We start from the raw sequence: 11118 nt of genomic DNA on the forward strand, positions 1-11118 counted from the left end.
GTGTGCCATCGACATCGAAGAACACGGCGCCCGCATGATCGGATGAGAACACCGCCCAAGGATGCCACTGCCTCGCGAAACGCCAGATCGGGGGGCGTCCCCGGGTACTTCCGATACACGCCCTAGCAGGCCGACGTCCTTGTTCCGCCGGCGGTCATGGCACCAGTAGCTGGCGGGGCGCCATCGGGGTCCTGGTCCGAAACCGCGAGCTGCCTGCCCGGTGCCTCCCGACCTTCTGCAGCGTCGCGGATTTGTAACGGAGAGTAGCGGGATCCGGGCCGGTCACCTGGACGGCGGCATGGCCATCGGGGCTCGAGAACAGCGCTTCGCATCAGCATTCTGATTCTTTTGGTGCCTCGTGGTGGGGTGTGCCGGCGGCCGGCCCCGGCTCGGTGACGACGCACCGTAGGGACTCTGTTGGGCTACCGGATCGTCCGCGTGTACAGGGCAGCCAGGTCCTCTTGGGCTCGCATCAGGTCGCGCTCGGTTTGGACCAGATCTTCGGGAAAGTCGTACTTGCTCACCTTCGGACTGCACCTGTGTTCGATTTGCGAAGGGGGGATTTCGCCGTCCACCGTCCAATGCGTTTCGAGTTAGCGATAAGCGCATTGACGCCCTTCATGTCCGACCCATAGATTTGTGTCCCTCGCCGTAACGTAAGCCGCATTGACAGAGGGGGAGGATGAACCTCACTACCGGGCAGGCCGCCCAGGCCCTCGGGGTGTCCATCCCGACCGTAGAGCGGCTCATCGCCTCGGGCGCCGTACCGGGCACAGCCACCCACGGGCGACGTCAGGTCTTCCCCTTGTCGGCCGCGCAGACCATGGCCCGCCTGCCCGTTGCACCTCTGAAGCAACTACCCGGCCCTGAAGTGCCGGTCCTGAGAGTGGGCGTCGCAGAACGAGTCGACGAGCCGGACCGGGCGTGGATCGGCTACAGCGCAGGCCTGGGGGCCGACCAACTGCTCCTTGCGTTGCGTGAATGGTGGCGCTGCGACCCCGACCGCGTGGCCGCGTCGACTATCCTGCCTGTCACCATCGCCGGCTTCGTCGTCGCCGTGCTGACTGACCTGGGTGATCCCGTGAGTGACAACGGCGGCCGCTACGCCCGCTACAGCTTCCGGCACGCCCGCCTGGCCGGGTACGTCACCGACCTCACCAACCCGGTCAACGCACTCACTCCGGCTCCGGACGGCACGGCTGACGCTGCTTGCGCGGCGCTGCTGCTTGGCACGCGGCTGAGCTCGAAGTCCGGTGGCCCTATCGCCTACGTCGCCACCAGGGCCCTCTTCACGCATGCGACTACAAGCTCCGCAGAAGGAGAAGCGTGATGGACGCCAAGGCCTACAACGCCAGTCTGGCCGAACTGCGGGGCATGCGGGACGAGATCCGCGCTCTCACCAAGGAACTCGAAACGCTCCAGCGTAAGCGGGACAAGCAGGTCGTGGCTCTGGGTGCCTACGAGAAGGCCAAGGCCGACCGGATCGCCCCGGCCGCCGGGCTGAGCGTCCGCGATGTCGCCTTCCTGGTTCCGTCTCTCGCACCGGCCGGTGGCGAGCCGACGCCGGCAGGGCCGGCCGAGGCGGCACCGCCCGCTCCCGTGCAGGCACCCGGCGTTGTGGCACCCTCGCTGCGCCCACCTGCCGTCGAGACTTCTGCCGCCGTCGCTCCGGCCTCCCACGACATGCCTGAGTCGGAGGCGTCGACGGCGGCCGCGGCCGCCACGCTCGTCCCTCCTGCGCCTGTCCCGGCTGTGGCCGAACCGGCGGTGTCGGCGGGTCTGCCGCGGGAGTTGCCGTCGATCCCGGCGGGGGAGCGGGGCGACGCCTGGGTGGCGGCCGCACCGAACCTGGTCTCGCGTCGCCCGAACTTCCCCCAGGACCGGTGGGACACCGCGTTCCTGGACGCCGAGACCGGCCAGCTCGTCTACAAGACCCACTCCGCCCAGCTCGACCTGGGGTCACGAAGTGCCGGGGAAATCCTGGCCGCTGTCACGAATTTCCTGCCGGATTCCGTGGTGCGGATCTACATCACGGCGGGCGACCCGTGGCACCGGAATGTCGACCGCTACCCGCACATGAAGGACGCGGTCACGGCCTGGCTGAACGCGCCGGCCCCGGGATGGAAGGTGTCGAGCGGGAAGGGCAAGTCGAAGGGCAAGGACCTGCTGGCCGGGCACTTCGCCCACGAACGCCACCCCATCGGCCGCTGGCAGCAAGGCGACCGGCACCTGGAGCTGGCCTCCATCGGCGCGTGGTTCGACCCCGAGGGTGCCGACCCCACCATGGTCCGGGACGCTTTCCTGCGGCTGTGGGAAGCACTTCGGACCGAGTGGAGCGACGTCGTCATCATGGGCTCGCCGACCCGTACCGGCAAGGACCTGTGGTCCCGGACCATCCCCACCAAGACCGGCGCGAAGTGGGCCGACGGCTACCCCGTCATGAGCATCGAGATCCGAGGACTCCTGCACGCGACCGCCGGCCAGGGCCGCGCTGAGCTGATCACGCCGCCGCGCGTGCCGGAGCAGCTGCCGCAGCTGACCGAGCTGGACCGCACCTTCGCCTACGCCAAGCACGCCTGGAGCGGGGGAGTCGGCGTCCCGGAGCGGATCACCCCTGCGATCTTCGCCGCGATGTCGGACAAGGAGAAGGCCAACGCGCTGTACCGGCCGTCGCACTGGCAGGTCCGGGTGACGATCCCGAAGGACTGGAATCACGTGGGCCTGCTGCCCGCCCCGGTCACCGGCGAGGCCGGGTGGAGCTACCCGTCCGAGCCCGGCCGTACGTTCACCACCTGGGCCGGGGGAGCCGAGATCAACCTCGCCCTGCGCAACCACCTGTCCCCGTGGAAGATCGAGATCCTGGACGGGCTGCGGTGGGAAGCGGGTGCCCCGCTGCGGGAGTGGCGGGACAAGCTGGTGAGCGCCTGGAAGCGGCTGCGCGCGCAGGCCGTCCTGCATGCGGCGGAGCGTGAACGGCTCGTTGCCCACATGGCGTCGCGTGCGGTGCGGGCCATCCTGCTCTACGGCCTCGGCGGCTTCGCCCAGAGACCGCGCGTCACCACCGGCACCACCGCGATTGGCGACGAGCGTCTCGTCCCGGCCGGCGCCCAGATCGTGGCCGTCGACGCGCAGACCATCACCTGGGAACGCACCGTATTCAGCGACGACCCCTACGCCCACCCCGAGTGGGCCGCCGGGGTGTGGTCCGGAGCGCGGGCCGCACTGCTGTCCACGAAGGTCCACAAGGAGGACCAGACGCAGGAGGGCGCGTCGAAGGAGACCGTGGAAGTCGGAGCCTTGCATCTGCCGCCCGGCAGCATCGTCGCGTTCCGGACCGACGCGATCTACACCACCGCGGACGTCACCGGCTGGCCCTATCACGAGCAGCCCGGCGACTACCTGGTCAAGGGCTACCAGCCCGGGCCGCTGGCGGCCCCGACGACGCTGTCGGACCTGATGGACCTCAAGGCCTCCGGCCGCGAGTACCTGGCCAAGGCCCGCAGTGAGGGCGCCCGGTGACGCCACGCAGGCGCAGGGGAACCGGCGGCCGCGGCCGCCGGAGCACCCCGCAGAGGAACGAGGCCGCCCGCCTCACCCAGGAACTCATCGACGCCGGGTTCACCAAGAAGCAGGTCGGTGACATCATCGGCCGCAACTCCAGCCTGGTCTCCCAGTTCTTCACCAAGAACAAGGGCGCCGCCTTCGAGACCGCGCTGCGGCACGTCGTCCAGGCCGTGCAGGCCGACGGCATCACCGACATCGACCAGCTCAAACGAATCGCCGCCCACGACATCACCCCCCGCACCGCCCGCCCGCTGCCCGGCGAGCGCCGCCCCGGCAAAGCCCGCGTCCGCACCAAGGACATCACCGAAACCCCGGGGCACTCCTCCATGGCCCGGGCCGGGAAGCAGCACCTGGCCTCCGGCGGCTCCCGGCTGTACAAGGTCATCGCCCGCACCGCCGCCGTCGACGGGAACCTCGCCTTCACCGTCCGCGCCCGCAAGACCGCCTTCACCATGGACGCCGGCCGCCGCGACGACTCACCCGGACTGCGTCGCGGCGTCGTCCAGCGCCGCGACGGCACCGAGGAACGCGCCTACGGAAAGAGCCTCGGCGCCGCCCAAGGGCCCGGTGGATTCAGCGCCCGCGAGTTCAAGAACCGGGTCGATGCCGCGGGAGGCGACGTCACGGCCGCGATCGTGGGCTGGCTGGTGGAGACCGGCCGGCTACAGCCCGGGGCAACGCTTACCCACCTCGAGATCAGAGGATGGAAGTCACCGGACTGACACCGGCACCGAAGGCGGCGCTTCCTGAGCGGGCACGCGGATGAACGACCCGCCAACGAGCAGAGGACCGAACACCCATGAAACCCGCGCTGTCCCACGTCAGCGAAGACGACGACTTCGAGTAGCGCACCCCGGTACTGCCAGCCGTCCAAGAACTCCACCAGGCGCTGGCAGCCGCGGATGTCTCGCATCTCATGGCGCCGGGCGACGTGATCGCCAACGGGGTGGACCTGTGCATCGGCCCCGAGGCCGCGGTGTGGCTCGCCGAACTGGTCCGGGCAAGCACGCAGATACCCCCACCCACCTCCGGCACCGCCACGCCCCCCCGACGCCCCGCTCGCTGGATGAGCCATCCCGGCGTGATCAGCCGCGCAGGCACGAGCGGAACTACAGTGCGCCGGACCGCGCGCGCTCGATGAGCGTCCGGTGCAGGCGGCTCAGGAGGTCGGCGAAAGTCTCCCGCTCCTCCGGCGTCCACCCCTCGGTCGCGATCGCCATGAGCTGCTGCCGCGAGGTGCGGATCTCCTCCAAACGCGAGCGCCCACGCGGGGACAGGTCGAGCACGACCGCCCGCCGGTCCTCAGGGTCGGAAGTGCGCTTGACCAAACCGCTGTCGACCAGCGGCGTGACCTGCCGCGTGACAGTCGAGGGATCGATGCCCATGGCCTCTGCGAGGGCCGTCACCCCCATCGGGCCGTCGCTGTCCAAGCGGTGGAGCAGCAGGTAGGCGCCTCGATCCATGGCGTTGCCGGCCTTGCCCACGCCACCAAGCCGTGTCTGCTCCGCGCGGCGGGCGGAGAGCGCCACCTGATACTGGAGGCGGTCCAGGAGGTCGGTCGTACTCGCCGAGGGTGTCACGGCCGAAGCTCGCATTCTGTCGGTCCTGCGCAGGTCGGAACGAAGAGTACGCGTGGGGCGGTTCCAGAATCCTTGCGCCCCCGATTGTCCGGTGAGCTTGGCCGTGAGCCCGCTGTGACCCATACCGCAGTCGTCAGCGCAGGGCGCCGCCCGGGGTCATTTCACTCAAGGGCCGCGAGCAGTGCCTGCTCGGGCCGGCACACCGGGCATTGCCCGGCATCGGGCCGTTGCAGGACCTGCCACGCCTCTTGCGCCGTCGCCCCCTCACGGCTGCCGCGGATGCTTGCGCAGTCCCCGCGGTGCACCAGCAGCAACGGCCCGTGCTCGCCCGGGATCTGGGAGCGCCGTTCCACCAGCCACCGTGGGACGTGCCTGGCGCGCGTCGTTGGGACCTGCGTGTAGTCCTCGCCTTCCAGCGGCGAGCACGAAGCTGCCGGCGCCCAGAACTCCACCGGGGACGGCACGGCCCTCATCACCCCGTGCAAGGCGTCCCTGGCCAGCAACGTCACCGACACCCGGTACCACCAAAAATTCTTCGGCTCCCAGCGGCGCTCCAGAACCATCGCACGCAGGTCCTGGCCGTCGGGCAACCGCACCGTCACCCACGGCCCGATACCGTCCCCGTCATCTGCGCTGGTCACCGCACCACGCTAGCCGCCACAGGACGATCCACGTGTCCAGGCAGCCGGGCAACCGCTGCATCGCGCTTCTTCCTGCCGCACAGGTCAGGTCGGCACAGGAGTGTCTGCCGGCGTCGTGGCGATCGGCACGTCCGGACACGCCGACGCCCCGCGGACCAGGGCGTCACGCTCCAGGTCGTCCACCGCCAGATGCCAGCGCACCTTCACCGTCACCCAGTCAACCAGGTACTCGCAGCGCGCGGCCGCGTACGGGGGCAGCCACTCCGCGACGTCTTGATCTCCTTTGGACCTGTTAGAGCGCGCAGTCACGGCCACCAGGGCCCGCGGCTCGTCGAGGTCGTTCGCGTAGGCCTCCCGCTGCGCAGCCGTCCACTGCGAGGCGCCGGAATCCCACGATTCTGAAAGGGACACGACGTGGTCGATGTCCAGCCCAGAGGCATCTGTGACGTAGGTGTCGTCGTAGAGGGAGTACCAGCGGCCCTCGGTCAAGGCGCACCCGGGCCCGACGGTCGGTGCGTCGATCGCCTCCTGCAGCAGCACCTCGGACCTGGTCGAGCAACGGTCGCGGTCGGCATCGATCCAGTGCCGGAACGCCGTGCGCTGGTATCCGAGCCGGTCCTCGCCGATGACCGGCAGGGCCGCGATCGCTTCCCGGAGCCGCGGGCCGCCGGCGGCACTCGCCGAGGCCTGCGGCAGCGCCATGCTCCCGGCCAGAACAGCCCCGGCAACCAGGGCAACCACCATTCGCCGCACGTCCCCGCCCACACTGTCCCCTCTCTGTGATCTTGCTCCGGCTTCCTGCGTAGCGGAGATCAGCGGGCCCGGGGGAGTGGCGCGGCGAGAATGCACCCGAACGAGGAGCCAGCCCGGCACGTGGATCGGGTGGCGGAGGACCTGGATCGTCCGGTATGCAGATCCGGGGCCCGGTCGACGGGACCCGCCGGCGTACCGCGGGGTGCGCCGCAGCAGCTGCACGTGAGGAATGATCAAGTGGCATCTGGTGTCGTGAAGTGGTTCAACTCGGAGAAGGGCTTCGGCTTCATCGCGCAGGATGGGGGCGGCCCGGACGTGTTCGCCCACTACTCCAACGTGGCCGGCAACGGCTTTCGCGAGCTCGTCGAGGGTGAGCACGTCACATTCGACGTGACGCAGGGCCAGAAGGGCCCGCAGGCGGAGAACATCGTCCGCGGCTGACTCCCGGCCTTCCAGTGGAACCACCGCGTGTGGGGTCGTCCTCCTCGGGGACGGCCCCATTCGTCCTTTCTCGGGTCCCCCACCATACGTGCCCCAGCACGCCCCTGACGTCGGTACCGCGTTCGGATGCCGTGCGCAGGAGTAGAGGCATCCTGCGCGCCGAGTCGGGAGCGGGTTCGAGAACCTGGCCGTTCGTCGCTGCTCAGCTGGGGTGTAACAAATTTCGCTGCCTGACGTACTACAGGGCATGACTGGAATCAGCGACGACGACATGCCCCCTCTCGTAACCGCAGACGACTACGGAAGCATCCGGCCTGGGGCTACGTCACCCCGCTGGAGATCCGACAGCGACACGAGCAAGAACACACTCTCGCAGCGTGAGCAACGAGTGTCCGAGATCGCGGGGAAACTTCACTTGAACGTCTCCACCCGGTGCGGCTGCAGGCCCCACTTGCGCCAGATCTTGACCACCGCGGAGAACGACAGCCCCAGCTCCGCGCCCAACAGTCGCGACGACCAGTGCGTCACCCCCAGACGGGCCGGCGGCCGACCGTTCTCGGCCAGCGTCGCCACCAGTACCGCCACCTCATCCACCGTTCCCGGCCGGCCTGAACGCGGCAGGTCCCCGAGCGCGGCGATCCCCGAAGCCCCGTACCGGTCACGCCACTTCAGCACGGTCGGACGTGAATCCCCAACCGGGCGGCAATGTCCGTGTTGGACACGCCCTCCGCCGCCAGCAGCAGGATCCGCGCCCGCTGCACCAACCCCGCTGGGGCCGTCGACATCCGAGTCAACGCCTCCAAGCGCGACCGATCACCCTCTCGGAGCTGCAACGCAGCGGCCAGATACACAGCCCCATTGTCCCGAAACCGCAAACGTAAAGCTGCTTCAAACACGCAACACTAGCTGACATCCTGTGGCGTGTGGGTGCGGATGGGACTTGGAAGTCAGTGGAACGCTGGGTGCGCAGTTGCATCGGTGGGGCCGATGTGCGCGCATCGAACTATGAAGTGCGTCGACTGAGGCGGGACGTCAGGGTGCTGGTGGGGCCGGACCACCGGCCGTCTATGCGTATGTGTCTGGCGCTGCGGCGGTTCATCGTCAGCCGTCGTCCTGCTCTGGTCGGCCGCCTCATCGCCGCGCTCGTCTTTTCCGAAATTTTGACGATTTTGGATTTTGGTGTGGTGGATTCACTGACAGAGACTCAATTTCGTGATCCACAGGCAACTGGTACCCCGACCGTGGTTCCTGACGACTTCAACTTCTTGTACGGCCCCCTGGTGCTGGTTTTTCTTGCACTGCTGGTCGCGATGGCCGCCATATTGGCGACTATGGTTGTCGGCCCAGTCGCTGCTTTCGTCGTTGTGTGGCGTGGCTCGCCGTCAAGTCCCTGGCAGGCTGGCAGGTGGGTCACACGCAACCGCCTCGTGTTCAACGTGGCTCTGACCATCCGAGCCTGTGCTGCGGCCTCGACGGCGTCTGCAGACAAGGAGCCGGAGCGTCTACGCGAGGTGGCTCTCCGCCTCACCGTGACGTCGAGGCTGATTGCCCGCGCCTATCGTGACTCCGGTACCGTCCGCTGGCCCTCTCATCGAAGAAAGGCGCTACGGCTTCACGGAGGGCAGGTCGTCGCACGACTTCGCGCGGCGGAGCGCCGTCTAGACACGGATAGCGGCACGGCATTACGGGAGCTGGCAGCCCTGTTGCTGTGCGTGTGCGATCGCTACGTGCACGGTCGGGTGGGCGCGCTTCTGGACGAGGAGGAGTTGGCTGGACTGGAACCTGTGAAGGACTGGGACTGGGTGCGGGTTGTGATGGCGTTGTTGGCTGGCACTGGGGCCGCAGTGGGAGCGTCGTTCCTTCCGGTACCTGATGCTGGACAGCCGTACGCCATCGCAGGAGTTGCGGCATCCGCGTTCGTTCTCGCCTATACGGACCAGCCGGGTAAGGCATTTGAGTTGTGGAGCAAGGTCGCAAAGCCCGGTGGCTGACCGGGCGTTCCACCTATGGCGGGTCTGTCCAGCCATCGGCCCTGCCTCACATCCGGTGGTAACGCAACGTTAGGCTGGATGCGCAGAGTAAAGAGTGCAGGTCGGTCGGCGTCTTGCATGGCCAGCATGTCTCGGATGGCTCTGTGCGTGGGAGATGGATTCGACGCTCTGCGGCCCCGCTTCAAACTGCGGGCAAGGCTCCCGGAAGCAGATGTCAGCGCCTGTGACGCCCCGTTACCACCGAATGTGAGACAGAGCCGAAGACCGTACAGTCCCGTACTGGACGCCCGAGTCGGCTATCCGCCGCCACACGGTCTGTTCGTCCCAGCCGATGATGGGGTGCCACTGGGGGATGGTGCGCTTCCCGTTGGACTGCGCGCGGTCGACGTCCAGGGACGGTTTCCGGGCCCGGCCCGAGGACTCTTCGGCGCGCAGTCCGAGGGCGTACAGGATCCGCACAGCTGAGGACAGGAAACAGGCCATGGAGGCCGTGGGCGGTACTGACGTCCAAGTCGTTGCGGTCCCGATCTTCGAGGGTCGAGGGAAGTAGGTACGCCGAGGCGTGACCCACCAAGGAGCCCGCCCCCGATGGGGCGGGCTCTTTGGCGTTTGGTTGCCCGGGCTACGGGGCCACGTGGTGCCAGCGCCGAATGGTGCCAGCGTCGAAGGGGTGCTGACGCTGGTCGGGTGGTCGTGCCCTGGTGATTCGCCCGTTCGGGCTGGCCGAAGTGTGGGGGCAGTCTGCCCCAGGTCCGATGGAGAACATGCCGCCTGCCATCAGCCGTCTCGCGATCACATTCGGTCTCGTCAGCGTACCCGTCACCCTGCACTCGGTGATCGAGGAACAGGGCCTCACGATGCATCTCGTGCACGCCGAGGACGCCGGCCGCATCCGGCTCCGCCGGACCTGCGAGGCCTGCGGCCGAGAAGTCCCGAAAGACCAGGTGGCCCGCGGGTACACCGACCCGGGTGGAAGAACGGTCGTGCTGACCGACGACGACCTCGACCAGCTCCCACTGCCGTCAATTAAGTCCGTCGACGTCCTGGCCTCGTCGACGCCACCACGATCGATCCACTGCAGCTGAGCCGTTCGTACTACCTCGGTTCCGACGTCTCCGCGGCCAAGCCGTACGCGCTGCTGCGGGACGCGATGCGCGCCACCGGCAAGTCCGCGATCACGAAGGTCACCCTGCGCACCGGCAGCAAGGAGCAGTTGGCGTTGCTCCGGGTCAAGGGCGATGTTCTGGTTCTTCAGACTATGAACTGGCCGGACGAGGTCCGGCCTGCCGAAGACTCCGCGCCACCACCTGACGTCACCGCGCGGCCGCAAGAAGTGCAGATGGCCGTGAGTCTCATGGACGCGATCTCCGGCGATTTCGACCTGTCGGTGCTGCGCGACAGCTACCGGGACGCGATGACGGAGCTGGTCACCGCGAAGCTGGAGGGCGAGCCGTTGCCCGAGGGCACCGAGGTCAGCCCGCCGCCGGAGGGCACCGTGGACCTGATGGCCGCGTCGCCTCCGCCCCGTGGGCGACGGACAGCAGGCCTCCAGCAGCACTGACGGATCTCCGTGACAACTGGCTGATGGACACCCACGGCGCACCGGAACTGTCGATACTCGCCCGCCTCCGGAATCAGGTACAGGACCTCCAGGCCCAGCTGCACGCCAAGGACGACGCGGAACGGGCCCTCAGGCGCGAGCTCGCTGTGGCAACGGCGCAGCGTGACGAGGCGTCCCAGGCCGCACGCCACGCCGCGGCGGCACTTGAGGCCGTCCGGGCAGCCTTCAACCGCGACGTCATGGCGCAGCAACTGGAGCAGGCGAAAGCCCACTTGCTCGACTGCTCTTCTATAAGGCCCACCAGCCCCGGCCGAAGGACGAAGAGGACTTCCGGGCCGCACTCCCAGAGCTCGATGCCGGGCAGCGACAGTGGCTGGCAACTGCCATCACCCACGCGTATGGAGATCGTCCCTGGTGCGGGAGACTTCGGTGAGTGCCGAGGCGGCACCTACCGGACCATGATCCTTCCCGGAATCGCGGGCAGAGACACATTGAGCCTTTTCAGCGAGGCCACCGATCGGGTGACGGTCGGCCGGTCGGCGACTCGTGCAGAACGGACGAGGCTCCTCGGCGGTTGAGTGAGATGT

General features: G+C 68.3%; 14 protein-coding genes. 8 read left to right on the forward strand and 6 right to left on the reverse strand.

The window, feature by feature from the left end:
* The first annotated feature begins 682 nt into the window (after positions 1 to 682).
* Genes ACIP98_RS41075 through ACIP98_RS41085 form a run of 3 tightly spaced genes read left to right on the forward strand, consistent with a single transcriptional unit; the run spans position 683 to position 4286 of the window.
* Positions 683 to 1330: an excisionase family DNA-binding protein gene (locus tag ACIP98_RS41075; protein WP_401981803.1), complete on the forward strand. Its 648-nt coding sequence runs from the start codon at positions 683 to 685 to the stop codon at positions 1328 to 1330.
* Positions 1330 to 3519 (forward strand): hypothetical protein, encoded by a 2190-nt coding sequence (locus ACIP98_RS41080; RefSeq protein WP_401981804.1) that lies wholly within the window; start codon positions 1330 to 1332, stop codon positions 3517 to 3519. Before ACIP98_RS41075 ends, ACIP98_RS41080 begins: the two co-directional genes overlap by 1 nt.
* A complete protein-coding gene (locus tag ACIP98_RS41085) occupies positions 3516 to 4286 on the forward strand; it encodes a hypothetical protein (RefSeq protein ID WP_401981807.1) in 771 nt (256 codons plus the stop codon). The genes ACIP98_RS41080 and ACIP98_RS41085 overlap by 4 nt, the downstream gene beginning before the upstream one ends.
* A gap of 387 nt (positions 4287 to 4673) precedes the next feature.
* Here ACIP98_RS41085 and ACIP98_RS41090 read toward each other — a convergent pair whose 3' ends face one another.
* From ACIP98_RS41090 to ACIP98_RS41100, 3 genes are all read right to left on the reverse strand, one after another.
* Complete coding sequence (locus ACIP98_RS41090) at positions 4674 to 5159, reverse strand: MarR family winged helix-turn-helix transcriptional regulator (protein WP_401981809.1); 486 nt, start codon at positions 5157 to 5159, stop codon at positions 4674 to 4676.
* A 146-nt stretch (positions 5160 to 5305) separates the two neighbouring features.
* Entirely contained in the window at positions 5306 to 5785 is a 480-nt protein-coding gene (locus ACIP98_RS41095) for a DUF6233 domain-containing protein (protein WP_401981812.1), read from the reverse strand.
* An 84-nt stretch (positions 5786 to 5869) separates the two neighbouring features.
* On the reverse strand, positions 5870 to 6550 hold the full coding sequence (locus ACIP98_RS41100) for an HNH endonuclease family protein (RefSeq protein ID WP_401981814.1): 681 nt from the start codon (positions 6548 to 6550) through the stop codon (positions 5870 to 5872).
* A gap of 225 nt (positions 6551 to 6775) precedes the next feature.
* On the opposite strand from ACIP98_RS41100, the gene ACIP98_RS41105 reads away from it, so the two are divergent.
* On the forward strand, positions 6776 to 6979 hold the full coding sequence (locus ACIP98_RS41105; RefSeq protein WP_401981816.1) for a cold-shock protein: 204 nt from the start codon (positions 6776 to 6778) through the stop codon (positions 6977 to 6979).
* A gap of 411 nt (positions 6980 to 7390) precedes the next feature.
* Here the strand turns inward: ACIP98_RS41105 and ACIP98_RS41110 are convergent, their stop codons facing one another.
* A complete protein-coding gene (locus ACIP98_RS41110; RefSeq protein ID WP_401981817.1) occupies positions 7391 to 7654 on the reverse strand; it encodes a helix-turn-helix domain-containing protein in 264 nt (87 codons plus the stop codon).
* Positions 7648 to 7764 carry a helix-turn-helix domain-containing protein gene (locus ACIP98_RS41115; RefSeq protein WP_401981826.1) on the reverse strand — a complete coding sequence of 39 codons (117 nt, stop codon included), beginning with the start codon at positions 7762 to 7764 and terminating at the stop codon, positions 7648 to 7650. The genes ACIP98_RS41110 and ACIP98_RS41115 overlap by 7 nt, the downstream gene beginning before the upstream one ends.
* 165 nt (positions 7765 to 7929) lie before the next feature.
* Here ACIP98_RS41115 and ACIP98_RS41120 point away from each other — a divergent pair, with 165 nt between their 5' ends.
* A complete protein-coding gene (locus tag ACIP98_RS41120) occupies positions 7930 to 8970 on the forward strand; it encodes a hypothetical protein (RefSeq protein WP_401981819.1) in 1041 nt (346 codons plus the stop codon).
* 234 nt (positions 8971 to 9204) lie between these two features.
* Here the strand turns inward: ACIP98_RS41120 and ACIP98_RS41125 are convergent, their stop codons facing one another.
* Positions 9205 to 9453, reverse strand: a complete 249-nt coding sequence (locus ACIP98_RS41125) for a phosphoadenosine phosphosulfate reductase family protein (protein ID WP_401981820.1) — start codon at positions 9451 to 9453, stop codon at positions 9205 to 9207.
* Between the two features lie 281 nt (positions 9454 to 9734).
* On the opposite strand from ACIP98_RS41125, the gene ACIP98_RS41130 reads away from it, so the two are divergent.
* The 3 genes from ACIP98_RS41130 to ACIP98_RS41140 are packed head-to-tail and all read left to right on the forward strand — an operon-like array spanning position 9735 to position 11109.
* Positions 9735 to 10055, forward strand: coding sequence for a Ku protein (locus ACIP98_RS41130; protein WP_401981823.1), 321 nt, complete (start codon positions 9735 to 9737; stop codon positions 10053 to 10055).
* Positions 10052 to 10531: a Ku protein gene (locus ACIP98_RS41135; protein ID WP_401981827.1), complete on the forward strand. Its 480-nt coding sequence runs from the start codon at positions 10052 to 10054 to the stop codon at positions 10529 to 10531. The genes ACIP98_RS41130 and ACIP98_RS41135 overlap by 4 nt, the downstream gene beginning before the upstream one ends.
* A gap of 23 nt (positions 10532 to 10554) precedes the next feature.
* The gene (locus ACIP98_RS41140) at positions 10555 to 11109 is read left to right on the forward strand and encodes a hypothetical protein (RefSeq protein WP_401981825.1); all 555 of its coding nucleotides are present in this window, start codon (positions 10555 to 10557) and stop codon (positions 11107 to 11109) included.
* Positions 11110 to 11118 lie beyond the last annotated feature (9 nt).

The organism is Streptomyces sp. NPDC088354 (assembly GCF_044753585.1).
Classification (GTDB): domain Bacteria; phylum Actinomycetota; class Actinomycetes; order Streptomycetales; family Streptomycetaceae; genus Actinacidiphila.

Excerpts from the sequence above, each read along its gene's own strand:
- ACIP98_RS41130 (WP_401981823.1), top strand. The coding sequence starts at position 9,735 with ATGCCGCCTGCCATCAGCCGTCTCGCGATCACATTCGGTCTCGTCAGC.
- ACIP98_RS41125 (WP_401981820.1), bottom strand. The coding sequence starts at position 9,453 with ATGGCCTGTTTCCTGTCCTCAGCTGTGCGGATCCTGTACGCCCTCGGA.
- ACIP98_RS41090 (WP_401981809.1), bottom strand. The coding sequence starts at position 5,159 with ATGCGAGCTTCGGCCGTGACACCCTCGGCGAGTACGACCGACCTCCTG.
- ACIP98_RS41075 (WP_401981803.1), top strand. The coding sequence starts at position 683 with ATGAACCTCACTACCGGGCAGGCCGCCCAGGCCCTCGGGGTGTCCATC.
- ACIP98_RS41080 (WP_401981804.1), top strand. The coding sequence starts at position 1,330 with ATGGACGCCAAGGCCTACAACGCCAGTCTGGCCGAACTGCGGGGCATG.
- ACIP98_RS41115 (WP_401981826.1), bottom strand. The coding sequence starts at position 7,764 with ATGTCGACGGCCCCAGCGGGGTTGGTGCAGCGGGCGCGGATCCTGCTG.
- ACIP98_RS41140 (WP_401981825.1), top strand. The coding sequence starts at position 10,555 with ATGGACACCCACGGCGCACCGGAACTGTCGATACTCGCCCGCCTCCGG.